At 55.7% G+C, this 15,753-nt stretch carries 13 protein-coding genes; 7 read left to right on the top strand and 6 right to left on the bottom strand.

Going from position 1 to position 15,753, the window contains the following annotated elements; all coding sequences use genetic code 11:
• The first annotated feature begins 286 nt into the window (after positions 1-286).
• Together GSQ94_RS19770 and GSQ94_RS19775 are read left to right on the top strand one after the other, a co-directional pair.
• Positions 287-2,149, top strand: coding sequence for an APC family permease (locus GSQ94_RS19770; RefSeq protein WP_158945614.1), 1,863 nt, complete (start codon positions 287-289; stop codon positions 2,147-2,149).
• Between the two features lie 140 nt (positions 2,150-2,289).
• Complete coding sequence (locus tag GSQ94_RS19775) at positions 2,290-2,463, top strand: hypothetical protein (RefSeq protein WP_158945616.1); 174 nt, start codon at positions 2,290-2,292, stop codon at positions 2,461-2,463.
• Here the strand turns inward: GSQ94_RS19775 and gyrB are convergent.
• Entirely contained in the window at positions 2,460-5,111 is a 2,652-nt protein-coding gene (gene gyrB / locus GSQ94_RS19780) for a DNA topoisomerase (ATP-hydrolyzing) subunit B (RefSeq protein WP_158945618.1), read from the bottom strand. The two genes, GSQ94_RS19775 and gyrB, sit on opposite strands and share 4 nt — an antisense overlap.
• 524 nt (positions 5,112-5,635) lie before the next feature.
• Between gyrB and rpmI the strand changes: the two genes are divergently transcribed.
• The 4 genes from rpmI (at position 5,636) to GSQ94_RS19800 (ending at position 8,645) form a co-directional block, all read left to right on the top strand.
• A complete protein-coding gene (gene rpmI, locus GSQ94_RS19785) occupies positions 5,636-5,833 on the top strand; it encodes a 50S ribosomal protein L35 (RefSeq protein ID WP_158790949.1) in 198 nt (65 codons plus the stop codon).
• A 183-nt stretch (positions 5,834-6,016) separates the two neighbouring features.
• On the top strand, positions 6,017-6,418 hold the full coding sequence (gene rplT, locus GSQ94_RS19790; RefSeq protein ID WP_158945620.1) for a 50S ribosomal protein L20: 402 nt from the start codon (positions 6,017-6,019) through the stop codon (positions 6,416-6,418).
• Between the two features lie 86 nt (positions 6,419-6,504).
• Positions 6,505-7,857, top strand: a complete 1,353-nt coding sequence (locus tag GSQ94_RS19795; RefSeq protein ID WP_158945622.1) for an FAD-binding oxidoreductase — start codon at positions 6,505-6,507, stop codon at positions 7,855-7,857.
• 17 nt (positions 7,858-7,874) lie between these two features.
• Positions 7,875-8,645 (top strand): SDR family oxidoreductase, encoded by a 771-nt coding sequence (locus GSQ94_RS19800; RefSeq protein WP_158945624.1) that lies wholly within the window; start codon positions 7,875-7,877, stop codon positions 8,643-8,645.
• Between the two features lie 18 nt (positions 8,646-8,663).
• On the opposite strand, the gene GSQ94_RS19805 is transcribed toward GSQ94_RS19800, so the two are convergent.
• The 5 genes from GSQ94_RS19805 to GSQ94_RS19825 all read right to left on the bottom strand — a co-directional run bounded on the left by GSQ94_RS19805 (position 8,664) and on the right by GSQ94_RS19825 (position 13,549).
• Positions 8,664-8,987, bottom strand: coding sequence for an MmcQ/YjbR family DNA-binding protein (locus GSQ94_RS19805; RefSeq protein WP_216843145.1), 324 nt, complete (start codon positions 8,985-8,987; stop codon positions 8,664-8,666).
• A 104-nt stretch (positions 8,988-9,091) separates the two neighbouring features.
• Entirely contained in the window at positions 9,092-10,087 is a 996-nt protein-coding gene (locus GSQ94_RS19810) for a transglutaminase family protein (protein WP_158945628.1), read from the bottom strand.
• A 39-nt stretch (positions 10,088-10,126) separates the two neighbouring features.
• Complete coding sequence (locus GSQ94_RS19815) at positions 10,127-11,134, bottom strand: acyltransferase family protein (RefSeq protein ID WP_158945630.1); 1,008 nt, start codon at positions 11,132-11,134, stop codon at positions 10,127-10,129.
• On the bottom strand, positions 11,135-12,121 hold the full coding sequence (locus GSQ94_RS19820; protein ID WP_158945632.1) for an alpha-E domain-containing protein: 987 nt from the start codon (positions 12,119-12,121) through the stop codon (positions 11,135-11,137).
• A 12-nt stretch (positions 12,122-12,133) separates the two neighbouring features.
• A complete protein-coding gene (locus GSQ94_RS19825) occupies positions 12,134-13,549 on the bottom strand; it encodes a circularly permuted type 2 ATP-grasp protein (RefSeq protein WP_371417593.1) in 1,416 nt (471 codons plus the stop codon).
• Between the two features lie 302 nt (positions 13,550-13,851).
• Between GSQ94_RS19825 and typA the strand changes: the two genes are divergently transcribed.
• Positions 13,852-15,684 (top strand): translational GTPase TypA, encoded by a 1,833-nt coding sequence (typA, locus tag GSQ94_RS19830; protein WP_158945635.1) that lies wholly within the window; start codon positions 13,852-13,854, stop codon positions 15,682-15,684.
• The last annotated feature ends 69 nt before the right edge of the window (positions 15,685-15,753 follow it).

The following is a 15,753-nucleotide window of genomic DNA, read 5'->3' on the forward strand; positions in this document are numbered from 1 at the left end:
TTAGTAGAACCCAAGATAGTCCCTTCGTTAGGAAGGGCCTTCTTTGATTGCATTCGTAACTAGAGAGTTGTAGGGAGATACGATCATGCTTCTCTGCGGGGATGTCCTTCCATTCGTAAGAGATACAGCAGCCGCCATCGACAACACGCCCTGCATTCCGCCCCATCCGATGACGAATACGGCTCGTGGATCTGTCTCTGTGGCCTTTACGTCTTTCTTATGCCAAAAACATTAGCCTAATCGGTACGTCGGTAGCGAATATTGAGGCCGACCGACGGAGAGATGTATGTCGTTGTTCGATGTTCTGGTAGGCAAGCCTTTGGCCACTACAGAGGAACGCGCTGAACATATCGGTCCAATTGCCGGCATCCCGGTATTCGGCCTCGACGCTCTGAGTTCTGCGGCATATGGTCCCGAGGCTGCGCTTGCTCTGCTTATCCCTCTGGGCCTCGCAGGCATTCAGCACATTGTGCCGATCAGCATTGCGATCATCGGCCTGCTTGTAGTGGTCTTCTTCTCGTATCGTCAGACTATCGATGCTTATCCTCATGGAGGTGGAAGCTATACCGTCGCATCGGAGAATCTGGGGGAGACTGCCGGTCTACTTGCTGCCGCCGCTCTCATGATCGACTACATCCTCAATGCGGCAGTTGGCATCTCTGCCGGCGTTGGGGCGCTCATATCTGCCTTTCCGAAACTTCAGCCTCACTCTCTCGCGCTTTGTCTGGCGATTCTATTGTTGCTCACTGTCATCAACATGCGAGGCGTCAAAGATACAGGTGCGGCCTTTCTGCTGCCTACTTATCTTTTCCTGGGAACGCTGCTTCTCGTACTCGCAGTAGGAGCAGTTCGAGTTATAGCGTCGGGAGGTCACCCCACACCGATCGTGATGCCACCGAAGTTGCCCGCCACAGCCTCTCTCTTGAGCATCTGGCTGCTGCTCAAGGTCTTCGCTAGTGGGTGTACAGCGATGACGGGCGTTGAAGCAGTGTCGAACGGTGTGATGGCATTCCGCGAGCCGAAGCAAAAGAATGCGAAACGAACCCTCACGATCATCATCCTGCTTCTGATTGTCTTCCTTGCGGGTATTGCGCTCCTCTGCAAGTTCTACGGCATCGGAGCCACTGATCCGACCGGCGCCGGCTATCAAAGCGTACTCTCGCAACTCGTCTCTGCCGTCATGGGTCGAGGATGGTTTTATTACCTAACCATTGCGTCCATCCTGGCGGTGCTGGCTCTCTCCGCGAATACCTCTTACGCCGACTTTCCCCGTCTCACCCGTGCCATTGCCCAGCGGGACTACCTTCCACATGTCTTTCAGATTCGCGGGAGACGCCTCCTTTATTCGCACGGAATCTATGCACTCGTAGGCCTCACAGCATTCTTGCTGATTATCTTTGGCGGAGTGACTGATCGGCTCATCCCTCTGTTTGCCATCGGAGCCTTTCTAGCCTTTACGCTCTCTCAGGCTGGTATGGTCGTGCACTGGAAGCGTGTGGGGGGAAAAGGCGCACGTCAGCGGATGATCATCAACGGTGTTGGCGCGGTTGCTACCGGCGTTACCCTCATCGTTGTGCTTATTGCTAAATTTACCGAAGGTGCCTGGATCACCGCGATTCTAGTCCCCGCTCTGATGATTACCATGATCGCCGTGAAGCGTCATTATGATCGAGTCGCTCGCGAGGTTGGTGTGGATCGTCCGATAAGAATGGACAATCTCGCCCAACCTTTCGTGATTGTTCCTCTTCATCGCTGGACACGTATTACGGAAAAGGGTCTCCGCTTTGCGATGAAGCTGAGTGACCAGGTGCAGGCTGTCCACGTCGATGCGGAAGAGTGCTGCGACGAAGTGAAGGAGATGTGGCAGCGTAATGTTGCAGGACCAGTCTCTAAATCAGGCAAAGCCGTACCCGAGCTTGTGTCACTTCCGTCGCCATTCCGCTATGTGCTCGGTCCGCTCGTCGAGCATATTCTGAAAGTCGAGCGAGACCACCCTGAACGACAAATAGCTGTTCTCGTTCCAGAGCTCGTCGTCAAACATTGGTGGCAGAACCTGCTGCACAATCAACGCGCACAATTGCTCAAACTTATCCTCCTGGTTCGAGGCAATCAGCGCATCATCGTCATCAATATCCCCTGGTACTTATAACTGCCTAGCTACTTCGTTAGCCGGGATTCAGTTCTAAGCCTCCGTTTCATCGACCATAATTTATCTGAGGAGCGGCTTTTGCCAGGTTTTGCCTCACATCGTCGAGCCACAATGTAAATTTGTGGGTAGTCCCGCTGAAAATGTCTCTTACAGCCGTAGCCTTATTCGCGATCACGATAACGCCGGGCATGCTCGCCGCCTATCATGTGATCCATATTCCAGATCGGTTCACGATGGGTGGCATCGACGATGCCCGGGCGATTCTAAGCGCGATGCTGGGATGCGTCAGCACAAGAAGAAGAGTAGAAGACTAAATGTCTAGGTTCTTCACATCAAGTGCGTTTTCTTCGATGAACTTTCGGCGGCTCTCGACATCTTCGCCCATCAGGGTGGTAAAGATCTCTTCGCAGGCTGCGATGTCTTCTAGCTTTACCTGAAGTAGAGTGCGGCGTTCGGGATCCATGGTCGTCTCCCACAGCTGTGGAGCCGTCATTTCGCCCAGGCCTTTGTAGCGCTGGACCTGATACTCCTTTTTGCCTTGTTCGATGACGTATTCGAACACATCGCGCGCGGTCTTCTTCTCCACCGGATCCTGCGATGCCTTGCTGGACCGTTTGGCTGGCTTCGTCTCGGCTACAGTACCGGGGGCGGTGGCGGTTTCGGCTACACCCTCTTCGGAGGCAAGCTCTTCTGCCTCTTCTGCGGCGGCCTCGGCCTTAGTCTTTGCGGCATACTCGATGAAGAACGGCGCTACGAGCTGTTCTTTGATCTGAGCGTGCTTAGCGAGCATCTGTCTGCTCTCGGGAGCGGAGGCAAGTGCCCAGTCGATCGTTCTCACTGCGCCCTGAGCATCGGTATAGCTCACCGAGTAACTCCTGTGCTCCTCATCCATCACGACGTCGCCAACATTCTTGAACTGATAGGTCTTCTGCATCGCTACCAACCGCTCACGCATGGCCTGAACCTTAGCGGGCGTCTCAAAATCCACGCGGCGAACGGAGTCCTTTCCTTCGTGGGCAAACAGCTCAGCAAAAGCCTGGGTTACGTCATCGTTCCGCAATCTCTTCTGCACCTTGTCGAAGAAGCCGAGGTAATCGTTGAGCTGGCCCATGTATTTCGTGAGCGCTGCACCTTCGAGCCTGCCACCGTCCTTCCCGTAGCGAATGACCATGCCATCGGAGGCGCGTTTGACCATGACGCTGACGTACTCGCGGTCGTCCTTGATGTACTGCTCGAACTTGCCCTTCTTGATGCGATAGAGCGGCGGCTGAGCGATGTAGACGTGTCCGCGCTTGATGAGTTCGGTCATGTGTCGAAAGAAGAAGGTGAGCAGCAGCGTGCGGATGTGTGATCCGTCGACGTCAGCATCGGTCATCAGGATCAGTTTGCCGTAGCGCAGCTTGCTGGCGTCGAAGTCGTCTTTGCCGATGCCGCAGCCTAGGGCTGTGATCATGGCGCGAATTTCTTCGTGCCCCAGCATCTTGTCGTAGCGGGCTTTTTCGACGTTGAGGATCTTACCTTTCAACGGAAGAATGGCCTGGAACTTGCGGTCGCGGCCCTGCTTGGCGGTTCCGCCTGCGCTCTCTCCCTCGACGAGGTAGAGTTCGCAACGGTCAGGTTGGCGCTCGGAACAGTCAGCCAGCTTGCCTGGGAGTCCACCGCCGTCGAGGGCGCCTTTGCGGCGTGTAAGGTCACGGGCCTTGCGTGCAGCCTCACGCGCTCGAGCCGCATCGATGGCTTTATTGATAATCTTCTTCGCAACCTGCGGGTTCTGCTCCAGGAATGCTCCCAGCCGCTCATTCACAAACGCTTGTACGGTTCCAGCGATATTCGAATTGAGTTTGCCCTTCGTCTGGCCCTCGAACTGAGGCTGTGAGAGCTTCACTGAGATCACTACAACCAGACCCTCGACCACGTCCGTGCCAGCCAGATTCTCTTTAACATCCTTGAATAGTCCTAAAGACTGCCCTGCCGCGTTGATCGTCCGGGTCAGCGCGGTTCTGAAGCCTGAGAGATGCGTTCCACCATCAACCGTGTTGATGTTATTTGCAAAGGTAAACACGGTCTCGGAGTAAGCATCGTTCCATTGCAGCGCGATCTCCATGGCCACGTTGTCTCGCTCGGCCTCCATGTAGATCGGCTTTTCGTGCAGCACAGCTTTGCCCTTATTCAGATGCTTGATGAACTCGGCGATGCCACCTATGTACTTGAATTCCTGGTGCTTATACTCGCCCGTTTTAGAGTCGGTGGTGCGCTGGTCGGTGAGGTGGATCTCAAGTCCTTTATTCAAGAAGGCGAGCTCGCGGAGACGCTGGGCGAGGGTGTCGTAGTTGAACTCGGTGCCGGTGAAGATTGACTTGTCGGGCAGGAAGTGAACCTTGGTGCCCTTGCGGGTCGAGGCGCCCATCTTCCGTAACTTGCTGATGGGGGCACCTTTAGAGTAGTCCTGCTCCCAGGCGTGGCCGTCGCGCCAGATCTCGACGTCGAACTCTTCGCTGAGCGCGTTGACGCAGCTTACGCCGACGCCGTGGAGACCGCCGGAGACTTTGTAGTTCGAGGCGTCGAACTTTCCGCCCGCATGTAGCATGGTTAGAACAACTTGCACGGCGGGCATCTTCTCGCCGTTGATCACTTTGTCGTCTACGGGGATACCGCGGCCGTCGTCGACTACGGTGATGGAGTTGTCGACGTGGATGGTGACGTCGATCTTGGTGGCGTGTCCGCCGAGGGCTTCATCTACTGAGTTATCAACGACTTCGTAGACGAGGTGATGCAGTCCCTGCTCCCCGGTGGAGCCGATGTACATCGCCGGCCGGAGGCGCACGGCGGCGAGACCTTCAAGAACTGTAATGTTTTCAGCTGAGTAGCCGCCGCCCTCTTTAACCTTTGCCGGTGCGTCTTTCGTTTTTCCGATTTCGAGCTCCAAAAGAGCGCTTTCTGTGGGGATTGCAGTCGATGCCATGTATCTCCGTTCAGCGGTTGCTGAAGTGCAGGATTTTCAGCCCTTTCCGTGCCCGCGCAATCCGCGAAAACCCGCGCCATTCCAGCGCTTTACACACGTTCCAGCCTGATTCTCAGTCTCTTAAGTATAGCATGCTGGAGGGCTTTTACGCCGTTTTCGGCGTACCTCGAAAGGCCCCTCCCGGCTTATGTTTTTTCGAAGTGGGCGCAATATTTTTCCCAGCGCTAATATCGCTGTTTTACAGGGGATTTTCGAGGAATTGTGGTATTTGAGCGTGGTGATTTGATGGTGTGGTCGTGGTGAACGGGTGGTGGGAAGGTGGTGCGGAGCAACGTAGTTATAGTGAGCTAAAAGTACGCCACTGTTTTGAACTATATTTTCTGGGGAGGCATGGTGGTTTTCACGTGTCAAAGTAAGTCGTTTGTTCAAGCGTGCGGGCAGCTTTTCGAATAAGCGTGGTCTCCGGCTACTTCGTCGTATATACTTAATAAGTTGTCCAGAACACAGTTTTCGTCAGGAACACCATGCCAAAGTTGAAGACACACAGCGGCGCAGCCAAGCGCTTTCATAAGACCGGTACCGGCAAGTTCAAGCGCGGCCAGTCGAAGATGCGCCACATCCTCACCTCGAAGGCCACCAAGACCAAGCGCAAGCTCGGCGGGTCGGCGCTTATCTCGGATGCGGATCATCACAAGGTTGCCCGGATGCTTCCTTACGCCTGAGTATCAGGCAGGGAAGCATAAGTTGTTCAAGTCGAGCCGCCTCGTAAGAGCAAAGGGCCAGTAAAAGCGTTGTGGCCCCTGGAATCGCGTTAGCGATTCCACCGAGACTTGAAGTTGCATAGCGAGTGAAGAGGCCACCTTACCTCCAGCCGCTTAAACGAAGTACGCAAAAGGAGAAGCAAGATGCCCCGTGTAAAACGGAGTACAAAACGCAACGATCGCCGCAAGAAGATCCTCAAGCGCGCGAGTGGTTACTTCCTCACAAAGTCCAAGCTGTACCAGGCCGCTCAGGAAGCTGTTGAGCGTGGACTCAAGTTCGCCTACACGGGCCGTAAGCAGAAGAAGCGTCAGTATCGCGCTCTGTGGATCGTCCGCATCAACGCAGCCTGCCGTAACAATGGCATGAGCTACTCGACGTTTATCAACGGCCTGAAGCTCGCCGGCAATCAGCTCGACCGCAAGGTTCTCGCCGATATCGCCGCCAACGACGCTGCTGGTTTTACTGCTCTCACCGAGCAGGCAAAGGCAGCGCTGAAGACTGCAACCGATAAGCACACCGCAGATCGCGTCACCGCCGCTGCGTAGAGCACACCGTTTCAAGAAGAGGCACGGCGTACGCTGTGCCTCTTCCTTTTTAACCCGACGCCGTCGTGAACCAGTATTCTGTCCCTATGCCTGACCCAAATACCACAGAGGAAGCTCAATCGAAGGTGCAGGCTCCGTTCGAGTCCTGGGGACGCTACCCTACCTACGACGCGAAGCTTCTGCCGCTCCACTGGCAAGGCGATTATCCAGCACTCGTGGAGAACCTCCACAACGGAGCTTTGCCTGTAGGGATGGGCCGAAGCTACGGCGACGTTTGCCTCCTTAAAGACGGCAACCTTCTGGTCACCACGGCGATGAATCGCCTGATCAGCTTTGACCCGAAGACCGGGCTGCTTACCGCCGAGGCGGGCGTGAGTCTCGCGCAGATTCTCGACTTTGCTGTTCCGCGGGGTTTTTTTCTGCCTGTCTCGCCGGGAACCAAGTATGTAACTCTTGGCGGAGCAATTGCGAATGATATTCACGGTAAGAATCATCACTCTGCCGGAACGTTCGGATGCCACATCACGCAGTTCGAGCTTGTGCGCTCCGACGGTTCGCGTATGCTGTGCTCCCCTACGGAGAACCCTGAGTTCTACGCTGCGACCATCGGCGGCCTCGGCCTGACGGGCGTCATCACCTGGGCCACGCTGCGTCTCAAGCCGATTGTGTCCCGCAAGATCGACTACGAAGGTATCCAGTTTCACGGTATCGACGAGTTTCTAGACCTTACCAATCAAAGCAAGGATATTGAGTACACCGTGAGTTGGGTCGATGTTACGTCGTCTGGCCGTAATTTTGCCCGGGGCATCTTCATGCAGGGCGACCACTCCACGAAGAGAGATGACCTGACGCGATCTCCGAAGCCGAAGCTTGTCTTTCCCTTTGAGGCTCCGGGCTTTGCACTCAATTCGCTTACGGTGAGCCTCTTCAATACTGCGTTCTTTCATAAACAGATTCATAAGCGCGTCGTCGCCGTGCAGGACTACGAGCCCTTTTTCTATCCGCTCGATAAGGTTCTCCGCTGGAATCGCATGTATGGCAAGCGCGGTCTTTTACAGTTTCAGTACGTCATTCCGTGGGAGCACGCCAAAGAGGGAACCATCGCTGTCCTGCGCGAGGTGGCCAAGTCCGGCCTTGCCAGCTTCCTTGCTGTACTGAAGGCCTTCGGCGACGTTCCTTCGCCCGGCATGATGAGCTTCCCGAAGCCGGGCATCACGCTCGCGCTCGATTTTCCCATCAAGCCTGACAAGAGTTTTCCGCTCTTTCAGCGTCTAGCCGATATGACCCGCGAGTTCGGGGGTCGCCTGTATCCCGCCAAAGATGCTGCCATGACGGCTTCGCAGTTCCAATCCTTCTACCCTCAATGGCAGCAGTTTGCCCAATACCGTGACCCTATGCTCACCTCCAGCTTCTGGGAGCGCGTCACTCCAAATTCATAAGACCGGACAAAGCACCTATGAGCACGACCCCGCAATCGACCCCTTCGGCTCCGCGCAAGATTCTTGTTCTTGGAGCCACCTCCGGTATCGCGGAAGCGACCTGTCGCATCTGGGCCTCGCAGGGCGCAAGCCTCTTTCTAGTCGCGCGCAACGCCGAAAAACTTGCAGCCGTAGCCGCCGATCTTAAAACCCGTGGAGCAAGCTACGTCGATACTGCCGTGGCTGATCTCGACGACACGGACCAGCACCCGTCGCTGCTCGCTCACGCCATTAACTCGCTGACCGGCATGGATATCGCGTATCTCGCGCATGGTGTGCTCGGCGACCAAGCCGAGGCCGAGCGGGAGTTTAATACCGCTGCGCAGATTCTGCACACCAACTTTATGGCACCCGTCTCGCTGCTAACGTGGCTGGCTAACTTCTGCGTCCAGCGCCACGCCGGCACCCTTGCGGTTATCTCTTCCGTAGCTGGCGACAGAGGCCGCAAGTCCAACTATGTCTATGGGTCTTCGAAGGCTGGCCTGTCGGCGTTTCTTGGCGGCCTTCGCAACCGTGTCGACCGCGAAGGCGTTACTGTTCTTGCTATCAAACCCGGCCCTACCAAGACCGCAATGACCGCGAACATGCCGAAGAGCGAGACGTTTGCCGATGTCGACTCAGTGGCGGAGGCCATCGTTAGCGCTATCGATAAACGTAAAGACGTTCTTTACGTTCCGTTTAAATGGCAGCCGATCATGTTTGTTATTCGCAACATTCCGGAGCGAGTGTTCAAGAAGCTGAACCTCTGAGATTCTTCTGCCGGAGGGCTATTTCAGCAGGCTCTCAGGCTTCAGGAGACTCTTCGGTGCGACCATCTTCCAGGCTTCCAGAATGTGTGCCGCCAGGTCATGTTCGCCTATTCGGTGCAACTCGATCCCGACCCAACCCTTGACTCCGACGTAAGGTGGGCGGAAGAAAGTTTCGGGCGAAGCTGCAATCAGATTTTCCTGCATGCCGGGTGGCGTTGGAAGCCAGACTGCGACATGACCATCGCCGTGATGGTTATTCGCGAACATGACGAAGACTTTCTTGCGGACGAACCACGTCGGCTCCCCATGCGATAGCTTCTCTTCGCATGCTGGCATGCTCATGCAGATCCGTCTTATACGACCGGTGTGATCTTCAGAGGTTGCGACTTTCTTTTTGACGACCATTTTTTCGCTTTCGCGGATGCAAATGGACTTGCAGGTTTAGCCTAAACATTTTCCTGCTGTTGCTGCGCCATCTGCTGCTGACGTGTCGGAGGTGGAGGCTGCTCGGGAAGCTGCGTTGCTTTTTCGACGAGGATCGACCAGTCTTCCGGTACGGGCAGCTCCTGGTCGAGCGATGGTGTTCCGAGGCTTGGTGTGACTCGCACGGCTACGGTGAGTTCGCTCGCAGCGCGGCCTCGAAAGATGCCGTGGGTTGGCGGCACATCGGAGTAGTCACGGCCAATCGCGGTCCGGATGTGGCGATCTCCCGCTACCAGCCAGTTGGTTGGGTCGAATCCGACCCAGCCGAGGTGGGGAATGAGAGCTTCGATCCAGGCGTGGGTCGCGGAGCTTACGGAGCGGTCCATGTCGCTTTCGCCGTGGAAGAGATATCCGCTGACGTAACGGCAGGGGATCCTCAGCTTCGATCGCACGAGAGTGATCATGATGTGCGCGAAGTCCTGACAGACCCCGGCCTGGGTGCCTAAGGCGAGGTCGATGGGTGAGTCGACGTTGGTCGACTTCGGCTTGTAGTCGAAGTACTCGTAGATCTGCTGATTGAGGTGATGAAGGACCATGAGCGGATCATCTCTGCGTCGCACATCCAGCTTTGCGGCGAGGGAATCGAGCGCGGGGGTGGGTATGGCAAACTCGCTGGGCAGCAACATCTCCCAGTAGTCGCCCTGTTCGACCATGGCGTCGAGATCTGCCCAGGCATCGGGCGCGAGGAAGGCTGGAATCTGTGGTGCCGGCTGCACTTCGACCAGGGACTCGGCAACGATGACCAGCTGTCCGTGCATGCCTGGGATGTCGAAGTGGTGAACATGATTTGCGAGATGGTCGCGATAGCTGAAGACTCTGCAACGCGGGCTGACGGAGAGATGGAAGGTCAGGCAGCGTTGATTGTGGTCGCTGCGCGGGTGCATTCGAGTCTCCATCATGCTCTCGCTGACCTGGTTGCTATACAAAAACTTCGTCAGATGGCGAATCGAATAATACATAGACCGTCCCTTTCGATTGTTCGAAGAGATGCATTCGGATTACAGGGGCCAGCGAAAGAGCCAGCCCAGCCGCCATCGATCCTGTTGATACCAAACAATAGCAGGTAAGAGTGTCGCGAAGGCCGTTGGGAGGAGCAGTTGAAGCCAAAGATTGTTGGTGTGGAACACTTTCAGCAATATTGCGCGTGTCGTGATCTGCCCAAAGGCGCTCATCAGAAAGACTGCCAGCGATGCCCGGCCGATCCAGGCTAAAGCGTTGCCTAGTTGGTGTTTTTCCAGGACTCGTGCTGCGAAGAAGAGCAAGCATGTGCCGGTAAGGCCAAGTGCAACGAAGCTCCATCGCCCGGGTGGGCCATAGAGTCGGATCGCGAGAAACTGAATCGCCAAGAAGAGAATGAGGCCAAGAGCTGCTCTTGCCTTTTGCAGCCGCTCCAGTCGAAAGATGGTGTTGCCCACCCACATACCCGCAGCTAAGAAGCAGAATTCACGCAAGATCTCATAAGGTATCAATGTGCTGAATGGCACACAGAGAGAGATGATGAGTGCAGATACAAACCGTAGCCAGTGCGGAAGCCGGACGGTCAGCATCGCCAGCAGGAGGCAAAAGAACAAGGTATACAAAAACCATCCCTCATTCCCCTCCAGAAGGCCTACAAGAAAAACTTTCCAAAGAAAGGGACGGGGAGTCGCCGCGAAGTACACCAGAAAGGGGCTGAGTACCGCAAAGACCGTACCCCACAGCGCGTAGGGATACAGGATTGTCTTCACCTTGTCCACCGTGAAGTGCGCCGGCCCACGCTTGCGAATGCTGCCTATAACGAACAGACCGGCCACGAAAAAAAAGGCCGGCATATGAAAGCTGTAGATAAAGTCATCGGTAAAAAAAACTCGAGAGCCTGTTCCCCATCCTCGATGAATTGCGCCTTGAAGCGTATGGCCAAATACCACCAGAATGATGGCTATGCCCTTCACGATATCGACAAGAGTGGAGCGTGTCCCGCTGGTAATTGGTTCTGAGGTCTCTGCCGTTGATCTCTGTGTGCTCATCTATCCTGCCAGGGCCGCCTGAATGGAATAGTCCACGTATAGCTCGTAGATCGTCTCGTGAATTGCGCGGCACTGTGCCTGGATGCCGCTCAGATATCCCAGCACATCCTGGTTTAATATCTCATCGACGCTACTGTAGTTTAGTGAGGACTGAAGTCTTCCGCTGAGCCGACGCAATGTTTCGGCACGGCTTTTGCCGCTGTCTCCCTGGATCTTCTCAAGAGCGCATTGCAGGCTATCGATCGAAAACCGAACCGAATGGGGAAATTCCTCGTCGAGGAGAAGAAATTCAAAGATCTGATCCGGCGTGAGATCCGCGGTATACACCTTGCAATACGCTTCGAAGGCTGTAGCCGAACGCAACAGGCCCATCCAGTCGAGGTACTCATTTCCATCAACGACTCTCTCTGTGTTGCCCCAGAGATCGACGTGATAGGCCTGGAGAAGCAACGCGGTTGCGCACGCCCGCTCGATATATCGTCCCACCTGGATGAACTGCCAGCCTTCGCCGTGATTCATCGTCGAGTCGGTAACACCCTGAAACTGATGCACCGCCTCCATCACAGACTGAAGAAATTCACTTGGCTGCGACATGCCGGCAACCAGCGCTTCAGACTGCCTTTGATGCTCCATCTCCGGTCCTGTCACCTGAAGATAGAGGCTGTTCAGCCGATGCCACTGCTCGGTAGAGATCTGCTCACGCACATGCCGCGAGTTCTCCCGCGCGGCGATGATGCACGACAGGATAGAAGCCTTGTTCGCTGTATCGAAGGTCAGGGCCTGGGTCAGCGCGTACGGCTCCCCTGTCCACTCGACGTTCTTAGGTTTGCCCAAGGCCTGCAAGACTCGCTGCCATCGCCGTTCCGCGCTGATAGGGCTCTCATCGAGCATCAGGTTCAGATTTACATCGAGCAGACGCGTGGTGTGTTCGGCGCGCTCAAGATAACGGCTCATCCAGTACAAGCTATCGGCAACACGTGAAAGCATAGACCTCTCCCTTCACTGGCTCAATACCCACGTATCTTTACTCCCGCCACCCTGCGACGAGTTCACCACCAGCGACCCTTGATTCAACGCCACCCGAGTCAAGCCGCCCGGAACGATCGTCACCTTATCGCCATACAACACGTAAGGCCGTAGATCCACATGCCGCGGTTGCAGCTCATCGCCGATCAAGCATGGTGCTCGCGAAAACGTTATGGTTGGCTGCGCGATGTAGTTCCTCGGATCGGCTTCTATCTTTCTCGCGAACTCTTCCTGCTGCGCCTTGGTCGACTGTGGTCCGATCAGCATGCCGTAGCCACCGCTTTCGCCTACTGCCTTGATCACGAGCTTGTCGAGATTCTGGAGTACGTGCTGCCGCTCTTTAGGCCTGGTGAGGAGATAGGTTTCAACGTTCTTCAACACGGGCTCTTCGCTCAGGTAGTACTTGATGATTTCGGGGACGTAGGCGTAGAGCGCCTTATCATCCGCTACGCCGGTGCCGAATGCATTGGCCAGCGTTACATTGCCCGCACGGTAGGCGTTGAACAGACCCGCTACTCCAAGGATTGAGTCCCCACGGAACGCGAGTGGATCGATGAAGTCATCGTCCACGCGCCGGTAGATTACATCGACCCGTCGCAGTCCGATGGTGGTCCGCATGTAAACGACGTTGTCGTGAGTGACCAGGTCGCGGCCTTCGACCAGCTCGATGCCCATCTGGCGAGCGAGGTAGGCGTGCTCGAAGTAGGCCGAGTTGAAGACTCCGGGGGACAGCAGTACGATGTTTGGCTCGGGGCGTCCCTCTGGAGCAAGCGAACGCAATGTTCCGAGAAGCAGCTGCGTGTATTGCTCGATCGGCCTGACGTTGTAGCTGCGAAACAGCTGCGGAAAGATTCGCTTCATGACCCGGCGATTGGTCAGCATGTAGCTGACGCCGCTGGGAACACGGAGATTGTCTTCGAGCACGACAAACTCTCCGCTCTCGAGTCGAATCAAGTCCGTTCCGCAAACGGCGATGTAGACGTTCCTGGGAACCTGCAGGCCCGCCATCTGCCTGCGGTAGTGCTTGCAGCTATAGACGACCTCGCGCGGCACGATGCCATCGTCGAGGATTCTGCCTTCGTTGTAGATGTCCTTCAGGAAGAGGTTCAGAGCGGTGATGCGTTGAGTCAACCCAGACTCAACCGTGGCCCACTCCGCGGCAGTGATGATGCGCGGAATCAGGTCGTAGGGGAAGATCTTTTCGGTCCCCTCTTCGCGCCCGTACACAGTGAAGGTGATGCCCTGATTGAGAAAGCTGAGGTCGGCAGCCTGCTTTCTTCGCTGCAGCTCGTCTGAGGGCAACGATGCGAAGTGCTCGAGGAGCGGCTCGCAGTGGGGGTGCAGATTGCCTGGACCCGTGAACATCTCGTCATAGGCGTGATCCAGCAGATAATTTTTCAGGGCCGCATGCTCGAACTGGGATGGCTGGGTTGGATGCATTAGGAGCCTTGAGTATAGCGGCACAATCCCAAGCGTCAAAACGCAATCTCACAGCCTTTCGACTGAAAGGATTAGATTTGAAGAACTATCTCCTGGGTGGAAGTGGAGCTGAAAATAAAGGCGCATTCACCATATCTTCTTCCAGTTGGGCATTTTTGGGAGTCAACCTGTGCCCAAGTAGGCTAAACTAGGAGAGACGCGCACTTTCCCCGAAATAACACCCCTAAGCGCCCAGACAGGACATACACGCAGTGAGCAATTCAACCGCAGTAGCCGTTAAGCCTATCTTCAATATCGCCATTATCGCCCACGTCGATCATGGCAAGACCACCCTGGTCGATGCCATGCTGCGCCAGAGCGGAACCTTCCGCTCCAATGAGGCCGTTACCGATCGAGTCATGGACTCCAACGATCTTGAAAAAGAGCGCGGCATCACGATTCTCGCGAAGAATACCGCTCTTTACTATCACGACAATAAGATCAATATCGTCGACACCCCTGGCCACGCCGACTTCGGTGGTGAAGTGGAGCGCGCACTGAAGATGGTCGATGGTGTCGTTCTTCTCGTCGATGCCTCTGAAGGACCCCTGCCGCAGACGCGCTATGTGCTCTCAAAGGCCCTTGAAGCCGGTCTCACGCCGATGGTCGTCATCAATAAGATCGATCGTCCGGACGCGCGTCCTCAGGAGGTTTTGAACGAAGTTTATGACCTCTTTATCGACCTGGATGCTGACGAGTCGGTTCTCGACTTTCCCGTTCTTTATACCAACGGCAAGCTGGGTACCGCGACCAACGATCTTGCGACCCCTGGCACCGATCTTCAGCCTCTCTTCGAGCAGATCGTCAAGACCATACCGGTCTCGAAGGGCGATCCCGAGGGCACGCTCCAGATCCTCGTTACCAACCTTGACTACTCCGACTATCTTGGCCGTCTGGCTATCGGTCGCGTCTTCAATGGCACGATGCGCACTGGTCAGGAGTACTCGGTCGCGAAGATCGACGGCACCTTTACCAAGCACAAGATCACCAAGCTGTTCAGCTTCTCCGGGCTGAAGCGCACGGATATCGACGAGACTCAGGTGGGCGATATTGTCGCCATCGCCGGTATTCCGGGCATCTTTATCGGGGAGAGCTTCTGCGATATCGAAAATCCGCAACCGCTGCCGCAGATTACCATTGATGAGCCGACGATTGCCATCCAGTTCAACGTCAACAACTCTCCCTTTGCAGGTCGCGAAGGCAAGTTCGTTACCTCACGTAATCTGCGTGACCGCCTGGAGAAAGAGCTTCTTACCAACGTCTCGCTGAAGATGCAGGACACCGGTTCACCGGACTCGTTCAAGGTTCTTGGCCGCGGCGAACTCCAGCTTGGCATCCTGATCGAGATGATGCGCCGCGAAGGCTTCGAGCTGATGGCGAGCCGTCCTGAGATCGTTACGAAGCGGGTCGACGACCAGCTTGTCGAGCCGGTCGAACATCTGTCGATTGACGTTCCGGAGAACTTTGTGGGTACTGTCATCGAACGCCTGGGGCCGAGAAAAGGCGAGATGACCAAGATGATCAATCATGGTTCAGGCCGCGTTCGCATGGAGTTCCGCATTCCTTCGCGAGGCTTGATTGGTCTGCGCTCGGAGATGCTGACCGAGACTCGTGGAACGATCATCATGAACTCGATTCTGGACGGCTACATCGCGTACCAGGGGGAGATTCCGCAGCGTCTTTCTGGTGCTTTGATCTCCGATCGCCAAGGCACGACAACTGCTTATGCGCTGGAAGGGCTGCAGGATCGCGGCGTTCTCTTCGTTACCGACGGAGTAGAGGTCTACGAGGGCATGATCGTCGGTGAGCACACGCGGGACAACGATCTGGACGTGAACTGCGTTCGCGAGAAGAAGCTCTCGAACATGCGTGCTTCCGGCTCGGATGATGCTGTACGGCTTGTTCCTTATAAGCAGTTGACCCTTGAGCAGTGCATCGAGTTCATTGCAGACGATGAGCTGGTTGAGGTTACGCCGAAGTCGCTGCGCATGCGCAAGAAGGTTTTGCAGGCTAACCGCCGGCCGCGCAAGGGTTCCAGCGAGTAGTTCAGAGTAAAACTTAGAGCCAAACAAAACGGCTGCCCCCCTGGGGGACAGCCGTTTTGTTTGGTGTGT

This window comes from Granulicella sp. S190, from assembly GCF_009766095.1.
Lineage (GTDB): Bacteria > Acidobacteriota > Terriglobia > Terriglobales > Acidobacteriaceae > Edaphobacter.

Coding starts and splice junctions, on each gene's coding strand:
- GSQ94_RS19770 (WP_158945614.1), top strand. CDS start 287: ATGTCGTTGTTCGATGTTCTGGTAGGCAAGCCTTTGGCCACTACAGAG.
- rpmI (WP_158790949.1), top strand. CDS start 5,636: ATGCCAAAGTTGAAGACACACAGCGGCGCAGCCAAGCGCTTTCATAAG.
- GSQ94_RS19810 (WP_158945628.1), bottom strand. CDS start 10,087: ATGTATTATTCGATTCGCCATCTGACGAAGTTTTTGTATAGCAACCAG.
- GSQ94_RS19800 (WP_158945624.1), top strand. CDS start 7,875: ATGAGCACGACCCCGCAATCGACCCCTTCGGCTCCGCGCAAGATTCTT.
- GSQ94_RS19795 (WP_158945622.1), top strand. CDS start 6,505: ATGCCTGACCCAAATACCACAGAGGAAGCTCAATCGAAGGTGCAGGCT.
- rplT (WP_158945620.1), top strand. CDS start 6,017: ATGCCCCGTGTAAAACGGAGTACAAAACGCAACGATCGCCGCAAGAAG.
- GSQ94_RS19805 (WP_216843145.1), bottom strand. CDS start 8,987: ATGAGCATGCCAGCATGCGAAGAGAAGCTATCGCATGGGGAGCCGACG.
- GSQ94_RS19775 (WP_158945616.1), top strand. CDS start 2,290: ATGTCTCTTACAGCCGTAGCCTTATTCGCGATCACGATAACGCCGGGC.
- GSQ94_RS19815 (WP_158945630.1), bottom strand. CDS start 11,134: ATGAGCACACAGAGATCAACGGCAGAGACCTCAGAACCAATTACCAGC.
- gyrB (WP_158945618.1), bottom strand. CDS start 5,111: ATGGCATCGACTGCAATCCCCACAGAAAGCGCTCTTTTGGAGCTCGAA.
- GSQ94_RS19820 (WP_158945632.1), bottom strand. CDS start 12,121: ATGCTTTCACGTGTTGCCGATAGCTTGTACTGGATGAGCCGTTATCTT.